Below are 16,037 nucleotides of genomic sequence, written 5' to 3'. Positions count from 1 at the left end.
ACGATCGGGGCACGCGCGGTGCGTCCAAGACAAAACCGTAATTTTTACATAATAAAGACGGCACCACCTAGTGGTGGGCCGTCTCGCAAGATCAATTTACAACTGACCTGTATTTGAACACGAATCTTACTTCCAGACCGCAGCGCCGTCTTTGGACTTGATCTCAGCAGCCCAGACCGCTTTGATCTTGTCGGTCACGTCTTTAGGCAAAGCCACGTAATCGAGCTCTTCAGCAGATTTGGCACCGTTCTCGAAGGCCCAGTTAAAGAAGTTCAGCACTTCTTTACCGCTCTCAGGCTTGTCCTGCACCTTGTGCATCAAGATAAAGGTCGCTGCTGTGATAGGCCAGGATTGAGCACCAGGCTCTTCGGTCAAAATCACACCCATGCCAGGCGTACCCGCCCAGTCTGCGTTCGCAGCGGCGGCGGCAAAGCTTTCCTGACCTGGCTGGACGAACTGACCGTCCTTGTTCTTCAACTGAGTCCAGGACAGCTTGTTTTGCTTGGCGTAAGCGTACTCAACATAACCGATCGAGTTCTGCAGTTGACGGACGTAAGCGGCCACGCCTTCATTACCCTTGCCACCTTGACCAGTAGGCCACTTTACCGCCTTGCCTTCACCAACCTGGGATTTCCAGTCTGGAGACACTTTGGACAGGTAGTTGGTCCAACCAAAGGTGGTGCCCGAACCGTCGGAGCGGTGAACCACCACGATGTCCTTGTTAGGCAGGGTCAGCTCGGGGTTCAGCTCTTTGATCGCTGCGTCATCCCACTTGGTGATCTTGGCCAGGTAGATATCGCCCAGTACTTTACCGGACAGTTTCAGTTGGCCAGGCTCAATGCCTTCCACATTGATCACAGGCACCACACCACCGATCACGGCGGGGAACTGCAACAGGTTTTCTTTTTCCAGCGTCTCGACCTTCATTGGATCGTCCGAAGCGCCGAAATCCACGGTCTTGGCAATAATCTGCTGTTGACCACCACCCGAACCGATCGACTGGTAGTTAACACGGTTGTTCGTTTGTTTGGCGTATTCAGCCGCCCACTTGGCATAAATAGGGTAAGGGAACGACGCACCCGCACCGGTTACGTCTGCAGCTGTGGCAGTGGCCGCAAAAGCGCTGAACGCCAGAGCAATACTTACCTTGTTGAATACACGTTTTAACATCGAGAAATCCTCTTGATGATAGTCAGATGACAGGCCCACCCTGTATGTGAAGACATAGTAAACAGGCTATGTGACATGTTCATGACAGTCTTATTTTTCACACACCACCGAGGCGCTGCATCAAATGCTGATGCAAATTGAACGGTGCACCACGACTTCGGATGCGATTATACGTACCATCCGGACTGGCTTTCCAGGACAACTGGTTATCCCGCAAGGCATAGGTAAAGGCTTCGGCAATGACCCGCCTTTTCAGGCTGCGATCCAGGACCGGCACTCCCAACTCCACCCGACGAAAGAAGTTGCGATCCATCCAGTCTGCCGAGGAGATAAAAACCTCTTCCTGGCCACCATTGTAGAAATAGAAAACACGCGAGTGTTCCAGAAAGCGCCCGATAATCGAACGAACCTGAATATTTTCCGATAGGCCCGGCACTCCGGCACGCAAGGCGCAAGCACCACGCACAATCAGATCCACCCTGACCCCGGCCTGGCTGGCATCGTACAAGGCCTGAATAATCTTGGGCTCGAGCAAGGAGTTCATCTTGGCCATGATCCGGGCCTTTTGACCCGCTAAAGCACGCTCGGTCTCGGCCTGAATCCGATCCATCATGCTGTCATGCAAAGTAAAGGGTGATTGCAATAGTTGCTTTAACGGTCGCCAGGCTCCCAGGCCCGTCAACATGGAAAACACCTTATCCATGTCCTCGCATACTTCCTGATTAGCAGTCAGCAGCCCGAAATCCGTATACAAGCGGGCCGTGCGTGGATGATAGTTACCAGTGCCCAAATGTCCATAACGGCGAATGACACCGGCTTCACGGCGCAGGACCAACACCATTTTCGCGTGAGTCTTGTGGCCAACCACCCCATAACTGACATGAGCGCCCACCTCTTCCAGCTTGGCCGCCCAGTTGATATTGGTCTGCTCATCAAAACGGGCCATCAGCTCGACAACGACCGTCACTTCCTTGCCAGCCCGCGCTGCCGACAAAAGAATATTCATCAACTCCGAATCCTCACCGGTGCGATAAATGGTCTGTTTGATACCCACCACCGCTGGATCGGCCGCCGCTGCACGCAAAAAGCTCAAGACCGGTTGAAAAGACTGATAAGGGTGATGCAGCAATTGGTCCTTGCGTGCAATCGTGTCAAAAAACTGAGCAGGTGATTCAAAGGACGAATCAAAAGGGGCAGGAATGGGGGCTCGGTAATCCGCAAACAGCAAGTCAGGGCGATCGGGAACATTGCACAACTGCATCAAACGCGACAAATTCACTGGGCCACTCACCCGATAGGTGTCGGGTGCCTCCAGCGAAAACTCACTTTGCAAAAAGCGTTCCAGACGCTCGGGCATGGAATGGTCGATTTCCAGACGGACAGCGGCACCAAAATTACGTTGAGACAACTCGCCTTGCAAGGCGGCACGCAAATTAGTGACCTCTTCCTCGTCCACAAACAAATCGCTGTTGCGGGTAACACGCCACTGGTAGCACCCCTTCACATCCATACCAGGGAACAACTCCTGCACGAAAACACTGATCAATGAGGTCAGTAGCATGTAACCCTGGGGAATGCCGGCAATATCGTCAGGTACCCGGATCACACGCGGCAAGGCACGCGGTGCCTGCACAATAGCAATCGTGCCGGTACGACCAAAAGCGTCCTCGCCACTGAGTTCAACAATGTAATTCAGGCTTTTGTTGTAGACACGAGGAAAAGGATGGGCCGGGTCCAGGCCAATGGGCGTGAGCAAAGGCATGACATCACGCATAAAGGTTTGGTACGCCCACTCCCGTTGAGCCTGCGTCCAGTGCGCCGTCAACAACAGCCCGATCCCTTCATCCATCAACTTGGGCAATACATCGGCCATCAAGAGCTCGTTCTGTCTATCGATCAACTGATGTGTCGCAGCCTGAACTTTGTCAAAAGCCTGTTGAGGCAAAAACCCATCATCTCCCACCTGATGAGGATTTTGCAAAATCTGTTCTTTCAGGCTGGAAATACGAATTTCAAAAAATTCGTCCAGATTAGAGCTAACAATACAGATATAGCGCAAACGTTCCAGCAAAGGCGTAGTGGAATTTTCGGCCATGGCCAGCACTCGCTCATTAAATTTGAGCAAGGACAACTCACGGTTTAGCAAGGTCGAATCGGGAGAAGGCAGCATGGTGAGATCGTTAAAAAGCCAAAAAAGAAGGATCGTGAGACTTTTACTACATGAATATTACAGTGCGATGACCTGGACGCATGGCTACCCCCCTCACAAGCAGACAGAGCACTTGCACACATCACACCATCGCTGTGGCGAGGTTTTTGATCTAACTTTTCTTAATTTTGCGGTTTACGAAACAAAACCCATGATTAATGTCCTTATAATCGCACAGTAATCATCCCGAGCAATGCCTCATGGAACAACTTCTTGCCGCTGTGGACCTGGGCTCCAACAGCTTTCGTTTATCCATTGGACGAGTCGTTCAGCACAACGGTCATGCCCAGATCTACACCATTGACCGCCTTAATGAATCTGTCCGACTTGCCGCCGGCATGGGCCCGGACAAGTACATCAGTCCCGACGCCATTGAACGCGCTGTCGTCATCCTGAAACGCTTTAACGAACGTCTGGCCGGTTTTCACCCCAATCGCGTTCGTGCCGTGGCCACCAACACCTTTCGAGTGGCACGCAATTTAAGCGAGGTTTTGCCGGCTGCCGAGGCAGCCTTTGGCTTTCCCATCGAGGTCATCTCCGGCCACGAGGAAGCCCGTCTGATTTTCTCCGGCATCAGCAACGAACTGCCCCCCTCCCCCAACCGCCGTCTGATGATTGATATAGGTGGCGGTTCGACTGAAGTGATTATTGGCAAGGGCTTAAAACCCTTGCTGCTGTCCTCCCTGTACATGGGCTGTGTCAGCTATACCGACAAATTCTTTGCCGATGGCGTAATTACCGAAGAGCGCATGAACAATGCAATTCTGACCGCTCGTCGTGAACTGGAAGGCATTACGCGCCAGTACCGCAAGACAGGCTGGCAAGAAGCCTATGGCTCCTCCGGTACCGCCAAGGGTCTGGTTGCTATCTTGCAAGAGAATGGCATGTCCAAAAAGGGCATTACCCTGGAAGGCATGGAACTTTTGCGCAAACGCCTGGTACACGATGGCAAGGTAGACATGCGCAACCTGAGCGGTATCAAGCCTCATCGCGCGCCGGTGCTGGCAGCCGGTCTGGCCATTATGATGGCCGCCTTCCAGGAGCTGAAAATTCGCCAGATGTTGCCCGGTGAAGGCGCTTTGCGAGTAGGGGTGCTCTACGACATGCTGGGTCGAGAGTCCGAGCACGATCAGCGCGACCAGACGGTGCAGCAAATGATGAAACGCTATCAGGTCGATACGCGCCAGTCGCATCGTGTGCACGACGCTGCCATGCGGTTCTTCGGACAGCTGAAGCTGCCCGATACGCCAGAGGTACAGGAGTTGCAACGTCAACTGGGTTGGGCCGCTGATCTGCACGAAGTAGGCCTGAGCATTGCCCATGCGGATTACCACAAGCACACCGCTTATGTGCTGGAACATGCCGATATGCCCGGCTTTTCCAATGACGATCAGATGTTGCTCAGCTTCCTTAGCCTGGGTCATCAAGGCAAGCTGGGCAAGCTCAAACGCTTTGAAAGCAATAACACCTGGTGGCTGACATTATTGAGCCTGCGCTTGGCGGTCATGTTGATGCGCCGCCGTGAAGACAGAGAAACCTTACCGCTAAGCCTGCGGACTCGTGGAAAAACCGTCCAGATTCAGCTGGACCATGAGTGGATGGCCAGCCATCCCCTGACCCAGGCCTCTTTGCTGGCCGAAGTACAGGCCTGGCAAAGTGATATCAATGATCTGAGCCTGGAGCTGGTCTGAACAGGACGCGCTAAGAGTGTAGAGGCTGGGTGGGCTGTCGAACAACAATACACCCGGCCTGTAGCTGCTCTGGCCCAGGCTGACAGACACATTGACTGGCGTGTGGTTCACACTAGCCGGCCAAGCAATAAGTGGGCTGAGCGATACCCAGCAAAGCCACAAGCCAAGCCAAGCCAAGCCAAGCAGATCATCAAAACCTAAAAAACCCCCGAAAGTTGGATTGCTATCCAACTTTCGGGGGTTCTTTTTATTCACAGGCCCTATTCAGGCCCGATTTGCTCCGGCCTGAGCAGTACGCAATCAGACCAGGCCAAAGTGGCGTTTATAGCGTTCGTCCATGGCCTCCAGATCCAGCAAGACAGGAAAGTCTGCCGTATTGAAATCCGGATCCCAGGCTGGCGCTCCACAAATCGTGGCACCCAGCTTCAGGTAGCCTTTGATCAACGGCGGGATACGCGCTGGCAAATCGCTGTTCAGTCGCTCAACCGGATAGCGATTCAAAGGCTGCACATGCGGGATGTGCTTGTTGTCCTGCATGGACTTTTGGGCCACACGCCAGACCTCGGCGGCTGTGACCCCATCATCGCGCAGGCTGACGCTGGCGCAACCCAGCAGGTAGCGATAACCACCGACACGCGTCAGAGCAGCAATACCGCCCCACAGCATCATGATGGCTGAACCAGTACGATAGTCGGGATGGATGCAGGAACGCCCCACTTCGACCATGCTGGGACGCAGCACATCCAGGGCACTGATATCAAACTCAGATTCCGAATAATAACCACCCGCTTTACTTGCGTTTTCAGGGGTCAGCAAGCGATAGGTCCCTACAACCCGGTTCTCCCCGGGCTCGGTAACCATGAAATGCTCGCACCAGGGGTCAAAGCGGTCTATATCCAGACCATTATGCTGGTCTGGAAAGACGGCGTTCATTTCCTGGGTGAAAACCTGAAAACGCAAGCGCTGAAGGCATTCGAGTTCTGCCTGGGTACGAGCCAGACGCAAGGCCAAGCCTCCAACAGTATGCCCTGCCCAAGTATTTCCCCAATCCACTTCAGTACGTTCGCGCTCAAGATTTAGCATCGTGATGACTCCAAACACTTTTATGCATCATGCACAAACAATGTTTCAGGTATTTGATAGCCACATTACTATTTCATTAAATCCACTGCAAGCAAGGTATCAATACCGGCTTGAGCCAGATCGGCTTGCTCGGCCTCTACCATCAAGCGCAGCTTGGGTTCAGTCCCCGATGCGCGAATAAGCACCCGGCCACGGTCACCCAACATTTTCTCCACGTCACGGGTTGCCTGTTGCAAACCTGCATGGTTTTTCCAGTCCTGGCCCGGCTGCAACGGCACGTTGACCATAATTTGTGGGTACATCTTCAAGCCTTCCGTCAGTTCTGGCAGGCTTTTACCGCTATGGCACAGGGCAGTCAGCACTTGCAGGGCGGCAATAATGCCGTCGCCTGTCGTGTGCCAATCCAGGCACAGCAGGTGACCCGAGCTTTCACCACCAAAGACCCAGCCTTTTTGCTGCATCAATTCCAGCACGTAGCGATCACCCACTTTGGCACGCGCAAATTCCACGCCCAATTCCTGCATTTTCTTCTCAAAGCCCAGGTTGGTCATCAAGGTGCCAACCACGCCTTTGACAGGCTGAGACTGCAGATGATCCGCAACAATTAGATACAATAGTTCGTCGCCATTGTAGATGCGTCCCTGGGCATCAACCATTTGCAGGCGGTCCGCATCCCCATCCAGAGCGATACCCAAATCGGCACTGTGCTTGCGCACTTCCTCAGCCAACTTCTCCGGATAGGTCGCACCGACTTCCTGATTGATGTTGAAACCATCAGGCTGAACACCCACGGCAATGACCTCTGCACCCAGCTCACGGAACACATGTGGGGCAATATTGTAGGCAGCGCCATGAGCCGCATCCACCACGATCTTGAGCCCATTCAGGTTCAGGTCGTTCGGGAAGGCACTCTTGCAAAACTCAATGTAACGACCAGCCGAGTCGGCCAGGCGACGGGCACGGCCCAGGGACTCAGACTTCACCCAATGCATGGGCTGGTCAATGGCCTGCTCAATTTTCAGCTCAATCTCGTCAGGCAGCTTGGTGCCCTGTGCGGAGAAAAACTTGATACCGTTGTCGTAATACGGGTTGTGCGAGGCAGAGATCACGATACCGGCCGTCAGGCGCAAGGTGCGCGTCAGATATGCCACAGCAGGCGTAGGCACAGGGCCAGCCAGCAACACGTCAATCCCCGCAGCCGACAAGCCGGCTTCCAGCGCCGATTCCAGCATATAGCCGGAAATACGGGTGTCCTTGCCAATCACTACGGTAGGACGGCCCGTTCCTTCATATTGGGCAGCCAGAACTTGACCGGCAGCGTACCCTAAGCGCAGGGCGAATTCGGGGTTAATGGTCGGGCCACCTACTTCACCACGGACACCATCGGTGCCGAAATATTTACGATCGCTCATTCAGAGACTCCACATTCAACCGCGTTCCACACATCCAGCGCTTCGCGCGTGGCGGCGACATCATGGACGCGCACAATTTTTGCTCCCCGTGCCACACAGGCAAGGGCTGCCGATAGACTGCCAATCAAACGCTCACTGGCGGGTTTTCCCGTGACATGGCCAATCATAGATTTACGCGACAAACCAATAAGCCAGGGGTAACCGGGCACTGCCGCCTGCTGCAAATCCCGTAGTAACTGATAGTTATGTGCCGCTGTTTTACCGAAGCCAAAACCGGGATCCAGCATGATACGCTCGGATTGAATGCCTGCGCTGACTATGGCCTCACATCGTTGTTGCAAAAAATGACGTACATCAACGACCACGTTGTCATAGTGAACCTGTTCTTGCATGGTTTTGGGCTCGCCTTGCATATGCATGATACACAGGCCGCAATCGGAGTCCTTGACCGCCTCTATGGCGCCGGGCATGCGCAAAGCATAAATGTCATTGATCATGTCCGCGCCGGCCGCCAGGCTGGCACGCATGACGTCGGGCTTGAATGTATCCACCGACAAGGCCACACCACTGTCGCGCAAGCCTTCAATCAGAGGGATAACGCGCTCGAGCTCTTGTTCCAGGGAAACGGGTTCGGCACCAGGGCGAGTCGATTCGCCACCAATGTCCAGAATGTCTGCGCCCTCGGCGATTAACTGACGGGCGTGGTCCAGCGCCCGAGGCAAGTCATTATGAGCATTGCCGTCATAAAAGGAGTCTGGGGTGACATTCACAATCCCCATAACCAAAGGGCGCTCCAGCCCAAACTGGAAGCGCCCACAAGACCACTCAGGGTAATTCATGAAATAGGCTTGGCCTACGTAAGTTAAGCAACTGGCGTTGTCGCCGCGGCACCCTCGTCATCGGCTGGTTTAGGACCAGCGGCTGGCGGCGTAGAACCGTCGGAGGAATTGCTGTCATTGCTGTTGGGCACATGAGGAGCCCGTGGTGGCAAACCTTTCATGATGTCGTCGATCTGGTCGGCATCAATGGTTTCCCACTCCAGCAAGGCCTTGGCCATAGCATGCATCTTGTCGCTATTGTCCTCGATCAGCTTGCGGGCAACGGCGTACTGCTCGTCGATAATCTTGCGAATCTCGGAGTCCACTTTCTGCATGGTGGCTTCGGACACGTGCGTTGTCTTGGTAACGCTGCGGCCCAGAAAGACCTCGCCTTCATTCTCGGCGTAGACAACAGGCCCCAGGGAGTCTGTCATGCCGTAGCGAGTCACGATGTCACGAGCAATTTGCGTTGCACGTTCAAAGTCGTTCGATGCGCCTGTGGTCATCTGATTCATGAACACTTCTTCAGCGATACGGCCACCGAACAGAACCGCAATCATGTTCAGCAAGCGCTCTTTATCCATGCTGTAGCGATCGCCTTCGGGCAATTGCATGGTGACACCCAAAGCACGACCACGAGGGATGATAGTGACTTTGTGAACCGGGTCCGTCTTGGGCAGCATGCAAGCTACCAAGGCGTGACCGGCTTCGTGATAAGCAGTGTTGCGACGCTCTTCCTCGGGCATGATCATGGTGCGGCGTTCTGCACCCATGATGATCTTGTCCTTGGCACGCTCAAAGTCTTGCATATCCACAGTCCGACCATTACGGCGCGCTGCGAACAAGGCAGCTTCGTTAACCAGGTTGGCCAGATCAGCGCCAGAGAAACCCGGTGTACCACGAGCCAGCACCACGGCGTCCACGTTGGAGGCCAAAGGCACTTTGCGCATGTGTACTTTCAAAATCTGCTCGCGACCACGAATGTCAGGCAAGCCAACAACGACTTGACGGTCGAAACGGCCAGGACGCAGCAAAGCGGGATCCAGTACGTCAGGACGGTTGGTAGCAGCAATAACCAATACCCCTTGGCCGGTTTCAAAACCGTCCATTTCCACCAGCAACTGGTTCAGGGTCTGTTCGCGTTCGTCGTTACCACCGCCCAGACCTGCGCCACGCTGACGGCCCACAGCATCGATTTCGTCGATAAAGATGATGCAAGGCGATTGCTTCTTGGCTGTCTCGAACATGTCACGCACACGCGATGCGCCCACACCTACAAACATTTCCACGAAGTCGGAACCGGAAATACTGAAGAAAGGCACTTTGGCCTCGCCTGCAATGGCACGTGCCAGCAAGGTTTTACCAGTACCAGGCGAACCGACCATCAAGATGCCACGCGGGATACGGCCACCCAGACGCTGGAAGCGGGTGGGATCACGCAGAAAATCCACCAGCTCCTGCACATCTTCCTTGGCTTCATCGCAGCCAGCCACATCCGCAAAAGTAACAGGATTGGTATTTTCGTCCAGCAAGCGCGCACGCGATTTGCCAAAACTGAATGCCCCACCCTTACCACCACCTTGCATCTGACGCATGAAGAACACCCAAACGCCAATCAAAAGCAGCATGGGGAACCAGGAGATGAACAGACTGGTCAGAAAAGAGGGCTCTTCGCGGGCTTTGCCCGATACCTGCACACCGGATTTCACCAGCTCAGGCACCATCCACAGGTCACCGGGGGACGTCAGCGTGTAGCTGCGGCCAGAGTCCGGCGTGACATGCAGGGTATCGCCCTGAATATCTACCTTGCTGATGCGACCAGAACGGGCATCATTCATGAATTGCGTATAAGTGACGCCATCAGTGGCTGGTGGCCGGCCGTCAAACTGCTTGAAAACAGTAAACAGCACCAGCGCAATAACCATCCAGATCGCGACTTTGGAAAACGAATTGTTCAAAGCCAATCTCCTGCGATTGCGATAACTTGCCAAATACGCTTACACGTACCTGAACAAGCGCCATACATAGTTCATTCTACCCGATTCGAGGGCCAGCAAGTCATAAATTACCTGCCCTTCAAGCCTCGGGCAACGAGAAAGGTTTCGGCGGATTTATCGCGCGAAGCCTTGGGTTTACGCTCGACGACTCTGACAAAATTCTGCTTGAAAGATTCCACGATCTGGGAAAACCCGCTGCCATGGAAGGCTTTGACGATCAGCACACCTTCATCGGTCAGATGCTGCAGGGCAAATTCCTGTGCCAGCTCGCATAAATGCTGGATGCGGGCGGAATCGGCCGATGCCACACCCGACAAGTTGGGGGCCATATCTGAAATCACAAGGTCTACGGCTGCACCCTTCAAGGAATCTTGCAATTGCTCCAGTACCGAGTCCTCGCGAAAATCGCCTTGCATGAACTCTACCCCGGCAATTGGTTCCATTTCCAATATATCCAGTGCGATAATGCGACCATTGAGCACGCCACCGGGGCCGACCATGCGCTCACGTATCAGCTGCGACCAACTGCCCGGTGTAGACCCCAAGTCCACCACCACCTTGCCCTGAACCTGAATCTTCTCCAGATCCAATATTTCACTGAGTTTGAAGGCCGCGCGCGCGCGATACCCCTTTTGTTGCGCCAATTTGACGTAAGGGTCATTTATATGCTGCTGAACCCACTCTTTAGAGAATTTTTTCTTGGCCATTCCCGTACAATCTCTTTATGCCAAAACTCAACCTTACACCTCATGAGCGCAGCGAACTTCGTGCTGCTGCTCACGCTCTGCGCCCAGTTGTCCTGATTGGAGACAATGGCCTGACCGACGCCGTGATCAAAGAGATCACCGTCCACCTGCAGGCCCACCAGCTCATCAAGATCCGTGTGGCCGGTGATGACCGTCAGGCTCGTCTGACCATGTTAGAACAAATCTGCGATGCGCTCGATGCTGCCCCTATTCATCATCTGGGCAAAATCCTGACCATCTACAGACCCAATATTGAACGCCCCCCTGTTTTGGGAGCGCCTGTAGAAAAACCAACCCGTGCGGTGCGTAAACCCTCGGAGCCCTACACGCCCAAGAAACTGGCCGCTTCCGGTGTCCAGCGGACTCGCGGCACAGAGCGTGCCCGCCGTGCAGAAATGAAAGCTGAACGCAGCAGCACCCAGGAGAAAAAAGCCTCGGCCGCACCGCGCAGCGTTCAAAAGTTCTCGACGGGCAAACCGGCTGCTGCACCTCGTAGCAATACCAACCGTCCTGGCAGTGCCATGTCCTTGCGGGCTGGCGCACGTCGCGGACTGGGTGGTTCGGGCAAACGCTAAACTGCCGTAAATTATAAGGCCCCCGCACGATGTACAGGGGCCTTTCTTTTGCGCGCTTGACGGAGCAGCAGAACAAGTCTGCTGCTCAAGGCAAGATCACACGTAGTTGACCGTCAGAATTTCGTATTCACGAATACCGGCGGGCGCCTTGACCTCGACCACATCCCCTTCTGTCTTGCCAATCAAGGCACGAGCCACAGGACTGGAAATGGAGATCTTGTTGGCGCGAATGTCGGCCTCCACATCGCCGACGATCTGGTAAGTCACGGTATTGCCGGACTCCAGGTCCTCGATCTCGACGGTTGCACCAAACACGATGCGGCCATCAGCTTCCAGCGTGGCCGGTTCGATAATCTGGGCATTGGACAAAGTGCCTTCCAGCTCGGCAATGCGGCCTTCGATAAAGCCCTGACGCTCACGCGCAGCATCGTACTCGGCGTTTTCGGACAAATCGCCTTGTGCTCGCGCCTCGGCGATAGCGTTAATTACATCTGGGCGTTCCACCGTCTTGAGGCGGTGTAATTCAACTTGCAAACGTTGTGCGCCCTGCGCAGTCAATGGGATCGCAGACATAGTATTCCTGCTTAACAAGTAAAAGACGCTCCGTAGCGGGAGCGCCTGGAAGATAGGGGGATAACGATGATGGGACAAACAATCAAACAGGTTGAATCGGCCGACTTGAAAGTCCTGCTGACCCTACAGCGCACATTCAAACACACTGCTCAAGCCAAACCTGCCGGCTGCCCCAATATGGCTTTTCCGACACAGTGAAATTCTGTGGCAGAAAAAAACCCCGCGAAGAACCGGGGTGTGAGAGCTATTGTCGGCAAACTGCCTGAAAATAGCAAGCCCCTGGAACTCCTGTGCATAAAAACAGAAGTCGGCAGGGGCGGCTGTTTACAACAAGCTGCCGCACAGCAACTGGCGAAGGAACAATCCCCTTGTCCAGCCCGAGCCAGCATGGATCAGCATTGGGACGACTACACCATGTTCTGGCGACGGCCTCGCAGCAAAGCGTGCAGCAAAATAGCACCAAAGGTGGCACAACCGATACCATCCAGACGGATAACACCGAACTGCAAGGAGAAGTTACCAGCCCCCAGAATCAAGGTGACGGCCGCGACCAGCAAATTACGGTTGTCGCTGAAATCCACCTGATTCACCACCCAGATACGCGCACCAGCAATGGTAATCAAACCAAATACGACGATGGACATGCCACCGAGCACAGGGCCGGGGATGGACTGGATGACGGCGCCGAACTTGGGCGAGAAGCCCAGGAAAATGGCGATCACCGCCGCAAAGGCAAACACCAGCGTGGAGTAGATGCGGGTAGCGGCCATCACGCCGATATTTTCAGCATAGGTTGTCACACCGGTACCACCTACCGAGCCAGACAGCATGGTGGCCACGCCATCACCCACAAAGGCACGACCCAGATAGCCATCCAGATCCTGGCCGGTCATGGCACTAACCGCCTTGATGTGCCCCAGGTTCTCGGCCACCAGAATAATGGCGACCGGCACAATCACCGTCATGGCGTGGGCCTGGAATACAGGGGCGGAAAAACTGGGTAGCCCCAACCAGGCGGCTTGAGCAACAGGAGCAAAATTGATCGCCGTGCCGTAGCCCATCACATTGGTAAATACCCAATACAGCACGCAGGCCAAAGCCAGACCCACCAGAATCAACAGGCGCTGGGCAAGCCCACGGGTATAGACCGCAATACCACCCACACACAACACAGTCATCAAGGCCATCATGGAATCGAAGGTGCCGCTCCCCATGGCGCCCTTGGCAGCGATGGGTGCCAGATTCAGGCCAATCACCGCCACGATCGATCCGGTGACAACAGGAGGCATCCAGTGGTTGATCAAACGCGCTGCGCCACCCTGAGTACGGGCATTGAATACCCAGACCAGAACACCGATCAAGGTGTAGACCAGACCGCAGATAATAATGGCCCCCAAGGCCACGCCAATATTGGGATTGGGGCCACTGCCGGCATAGCCGGTAACGGCAATCACACCACCGATAAATGCAAAGCTGGAACCCAGGTAGCTGGGAACCCGGCCACCGACAAACACAAAGAAAATCAGCGTACCAATACCGGACATCAAGATGGCCAGATTGGGATCAAAGCCCATCAACAAAGGGGCCAGAATCGTGGAGCCAAACATGGCCACCACGTGCTGAGCACCCATGGCAATGTTTTGCGGCGTGGCCAAACACTCGTCGGGCTGCACGACCGCACCGGGTTCGCTGCCGGATACACGGCGCCAACGCGGAAAGTAAGACTGAGACATAGAGGGTTCCAGAGAAGGAAGAAAGAAATACAGCGCAATTCGTTATACGTTGGCCCAGCACACCTGCAAGAGACGGGCCGATTCGTTGAGGCATGATTTTAAACGTGAAAGCCTCAACAAGGCACCTGAAAATAAGGCGGTAAGCGGTAAACCCCAACATAGAGCTGGCAGGTGAACATGCCCAAACGCCTTTGAGCCTCGATGTTCGTGTTATATGCGATATATACCCAGTCTACCTGCCTGCGCTTGACTGGCCCATTACAATAGACAATCAGCCTGCCTTTGGCAGTCCGATTCCCTAGCAGAGTGATTACACCAGCATGAGTACGTCTATTTGTCTGATCCGCCACGGTGAAACCGCCTGGAATGCCGTACGCCGTTTACAAGGCTGGCAGGATATAGAACTGAACGAGACCGGCCGCGAACAGGCCCGTGCCCTGCAAAACTACTTGAGGTCCCCGGCGTTTCGCCTGCCTGTGGACGCCGTCATCAGCAGTGATCTACAACGCGCCTCGGAGACGGCGGCGATTGCCTGTCAGCACTGGGAGATTGAAATTCAGCAAATCCGAGGACTGCGCGAGCGCGGCTTTGGCACACTGGAAGGCCAGGCCTGGGATGCAGTAGGCCGCCATGGCCCGGATCAGCCCGACGATAGCGTCGATATCGACTACGCCGTGGAAGGGGGCGAATCGCTACGCCAGTTTCAGACTCGGGTACTGGGATGTTTTGAAGGACTGGCCCAGGCGCATGCTGGCAAGAGCCTGCTGGTGTTTGCACATGGTGGCGTTATTGATATGGTCTGGCGCAAGCTGAACCAGCAGGCACTCGGTGCCAAGCGTACTCACGCAATTCTGAATACCAGCCTGAATTTCTTCAACATTGATGCAGACTTGAACTGGAGCTGTACCTTGTGGGGCCAGTTGCCACATCTGGACACGGCACTGGACGAACAAACCTAAGCCATACATCGCCATGATCAGGCTGGTATCCGCAGATCGGATCAGCTGCAGCGTTCGATAAACCAGCCTGAGACTTGTGCGGAGTCCTCTCCGCCTGACTCACCTCATCAGTTCCTGACAGTGTTTCCAGCGCCACGCCCGCAAGCTTTATCCTTACGATAGCGACAGCCCTATACCAAGAAGAGCCACAGGCACTCTTGCGGTTGCGGTTGCGGTTGCGGTTGCGGTTGCGGTTGCGGCCAGAAGCATAGCCACGCTGAAGCCAACAAGGACTTCAAAAATCAGCTACAGGGGCAATGATCAGCTTTTTTTATTAAGTCGCGGCTTGCGCGGTGCCTGACGAGCCAGACGGTCATACAGCCAATTAGGCAAAAGACGCATCAGGCGCGAGACAAGTCCCATCTGCCACGGAATGACTCGATAGGACACGCCCTGCTCGATGGTCTTGCGGGCTTTGCGGGCAAAGTCCTCAGCAGGCATCAAAAACGGCATGGAGTAAGGATTATGCGCCGTCATGGCCGTACGAATATAACCGGGCGTAATGGTGACAACAGAGACACCGTACAGCGACAGCTCTAGCCGCAGGCTCTCGCAATAGGCAATCACCGCCGCCTTGGAACTGCTATAAGCCCCCGCGCCGGGCAAGCCCCGTATACCTGCCACACTGGCAACCCCCACCAACGAGCCCTTGCCCGCCGCTTTCATGGTGCCGATAAAGGGTTCGAAGGTCGCCACCATGGCCAGCAGATTCGTATCCACAATGGCTTTGAAAACCGCGAAGTCCTCGGTTTCCTCCGTCAAGGTGCCCGCGCTGATCCCCGCACTGGCAATAACCACATCAATCTTTTGCCCAGTGAACTGTAAAAAGTCCTGAGCGGCCAGATGCAAAGCGTCCCTGTCGCGCACATCCGCTACATAAATACGGTGCTCTCCAGGCAAGCTGTCGGCCAGCGCCTGGAGTTCTTCCTGACGTCTCCCCAGCAAACCCAGGCAGGCACCTTGAGCCGCGTACTCCTGGGCCAGCGCTTTACCTAAACCGCTGCTGGCACCCGTGATAAAGACCGTTTTCAT

Annotated in this window: 13 protein-coding genes; 3 read left to right on the top strand and 10 right to left on the bottom strand. The window is 54.8% G+C overall.

Annotated features, from left to right (window positions below; all coding sequences use genetic code 11):
• Positions 1-126: 126 nt before the first annotated feature.
• Together pstS and ppk1 are read right to left on the bottom strand one after the other, a co-directional pair.
• On the bottom strand, positions 127-1,170 hold the full coding sequence (gene pstS / locus LNA76_RS11390; RefSeq protein WP_108727991.1) for a phosphate ABC transporter substrate-binding protein PstS: 1,044 nt from the start codon (positions 1,168-1,170) through the stop codon (positions 127-129).
• Positions 1,171-1,267: 97 nt separating this feature from the next.
• A complete protein-coding gene (gene ppk1, locus LNA76_RS11385) occupies positions 1,268-3,340 on the bottom strand; it encodes a polyphosphate kinase 1 (RefSeq protein WP_094195840.1) in 2,073 nt (690 codons plus the stop codon).
• Between the two features lie 239 nt (positions 3,341-3,579).
• Between ppk1 and LNA76_RS11380 the strand changes: the two genes are divergently transcribed.
• A complete protein-coding gene (locus LNA76_RS11380; protein ID WP_230019095.1) occupies positions 3,580-5,070 on the top strand; it encodes a Ppx/GppA phosphatase family protein in 1,491 nt (496 codons plus the stop codon).
• A 300-nt stretch (positions 5,071-5,370) separates the two neighbouring features.
• On the opposite strand, the gene LNA76_RS11375 is transcribed toward LNA76_RS11380, so the two are convergent.
• The 5 genes from LNA76_RS11375 to LNA76_RS11355 form a co-directional block, all read right to left on the bottom strand.
• The gene (locus LNA76_RS11375; RefSeq protein ID WP_094195838.1) at positions 5,371-6,153 is read right to left on the bottom strand and encodes a GNAT family N-acetyltransferase; all 783 of its coding nucleotides are present in this window, start codon (positions 6,151-6,153) and stop codon (positions 5,371-5,373) included.
• A 68-nt stretch (positions 6,154-6,221) separates the two neighbouring features.
• Positions 6,222-7,565 (bottom strand): phosphoglucosamine mutase, encoded by a 1,344-nt coding sequence (gene glmM / locus LNA76_RS11370; protein WP_108727992.1) that lies wholly within the window; start codon positions 7,563-7,565, stop codon positions 6,222-6,224.
• A complete protein-coding gene (folP, locus tag LNA76_RS11365; protein ID WP_162496907.1) occupies positions 7,562-8,404 on the bottom strand; it encodes a dihydropteroate synthase in 843 nt (280 codons plus the stop codon). The genes glmM and folP overlap by 4 nt, the downstream gene beginning before the upstream one ends.
• Before the next feature lie 23 nt (positions 8,405-8,427).
• Complete coding sequence (gene ftsH / locus LNA76_RS11360) at positions 8,428-10,341, bottom strand: ATP-dependent zinc metalloprotease FtsH (protein ID WP_094195836.1); 1,914 nt, start codon at positions 10,339-10,341, stop codon at positions 8,428-8,430.
• Positions 10,342-10,448: 107 nt separating this feature from the next.
• Positions 10,449-11,087, bottom strand: coding sequence for an RlmE family RNA methyltransferase (locus LNA76_RS11355; RefSeq protein WP_094195835.1), 639 nt, complete (start codon positions 11,085-11,087; stop codon positions 10,449-10,451).
• A 17-nt stretch (positions 11,088-11,104) separates the two neighbouring features.
• On the opposite strand from LNA76_RS11355, the gene LNA76_RS11350 reads away from it, so the two are divergent.
• Positions 11,105-11,701 (top strand): YhbY family RNA-binding protein, encoded by a 597-nt coding sequence (locus LNA76_RS11350; RefSeq protein ID WP_094195834.1) that lies wholly within the window; start codon positions 11,105-11,107, stop codon positions 11,699-11,701.
• Positions 11,702-11,797: 96 nt separating this feature from the next.
• Here LNA76_RS11350 and greA read toward each other — a convergent pair whose 3' ends face one another.
• A complete protein-coding gene (gene greA / locus LNA76_RS11345; protein WP_094195833.1) occupies positions 11,798-12,274 on the bottom strand; it encodes a transcription elongation factor GreA in 477 nt (158 codons plus the stop codon).
• A 407-nt stretch (positions 12,275-12,681) separates the two neighbouring features.
• Positions 12,682-14,007, bottom strand: coding sequence for a solute carrier family 23 protein (locus LNA76_RS11340; RefSeq protein ID WP_094195832.1), 1,326 nt, complete (start codon positions 14,005-14,007; stop codon positions 12,682-12,684).
• Positions 14,008-14,327: 320 nt separating this feature from the next.
• Here LNA76_RS11340 and LNA76_RS11335 point away from each other — a divergent pair, with 320 nt between their 5' ends.
• On the top strand, positions 14,328-14,966 hold the full coding sequence (locus tag LNA76_RS11335) for a histidine phosphatase family protein (protein WP_230019094.1): 639 nt from the start codon (positions 14,328-14,330) through the stop codon (positions 14,964-14,966).
• A 300-nt stretch (positions 14,967-15,266) separates the two neighbouring features.
• Here the strand turns inward: LNA76_RS11335 and LNA76_RS11330 are convergent, their stop codons facing one another.
• Positions 15,267-16,037 (bottom strand): SDR family oxidoreductase, encoded by a 771-nt coding sequence (locus LNA76_RS11330; RefSeq protein WP_230019093.1) that lies wholly within the window; start codon positions 16,035-16,037, stop codon positions 15,267-15,269.

Source organism: Alcaligenes sp. MMA, assembly GCF_020907215.1.
Taxonomy (GTDB): Bacteria; Pseudomonadota; Gammaproteobacteria; order Burkholderiales; family Burkholderiaceae_B; genus Alcaligenes; species Alcaligenes aquatilis.
The sequence above is the reverse complement of the archived record's forward strand: the minus strand, read 5'-3'. Positions and strand labels throughout refer to the sequence as shown.

Bases quoted from the DNA above. Each gene is read 5' to 3' on its own strand.
- LNA76_RS11375 (WP_094195838.1), bottom strand. From the start codon at position 6,153: ATGCTAAATCTTGAGCGCGAACGTACTGAAGTGGATTGGGGAAATACT.
- pstS (WP_108727991.1), bottom strand. From the start codon at position 1,170: ATGTTAAAACGTGTATTCAACAAGGTAAGTATTGCTCTGGCGTTCAGC.
- LNA76_RS11350 (WP_094195834.1), top strand. From the start codon at position 11,105: ATGCCAAAACTCAACCTTACACCTCATGAGCGCAGCGAACTTCGTGCT.
- LNA76_RS11355 (WP_094195835.1), bottom strand. From the start codon at position 11,087: ATGGCCAAGAAAAAATTCTCTAAAGAGTGGGTTCAGCAGCATATAAAT.
- LNA76_RS11330 (WP_230019093.1), bottom strand. From the start codon at position 16,037: ATGAAAACGGTCTTTATCACGGGTGCCAGCAGCGGTTTAGGTAAAGCG.
- glmM (WP_108727992.1), bottom strand. From the start codon at position 7,565: ATGAGCGATCGTAAATATTTCGGCACCGATGGTGTCCGTGGTGAAGTA.
- ppk1 (WP_094195840.1), bottom strand. From the start codon at position 3,340: ATGCTGCCTTCTCCCGATTCGACCTTGCTAAACCGTGAGTTGTCCTTG.
- LNA76_RS11380 (WP_230019095.1), top strand. From the start codon at position 3,580: ATGGAACAACTTCTTGCCGCTGTGGACCTGGGCTCCAACAGCTTTCGT.
- folP (WP_162496907.1), bottom strand. From the start codon at position 8,404: ATGAATTACCCTGAGTGGTCTTGTGGGCGCTTCCAGTTTGGGCTGGAG.
- greA (WP_094195833.1), bottom strand. From the start codon at position 12,274: ATGTCTGCGATCCCATTGACTGCGCAGGGCGCACAACGTTTGCAAGTT.
- LNA76_RS11335 (WP_230019094.1), top strand. From the start codon at position 14,328: ATGAGTACGTCTATTTGTCTGATCCGCCACGGTGAAACCGCCTGGAAT.
- LNA76_RS11340 (WP_094195832.1), bottom strand. From the start codon at position 14,007: ATGTCTCAGTCTTACTTTCCGCGTTGGCGCCGTGTATCCGGCAGCGAA.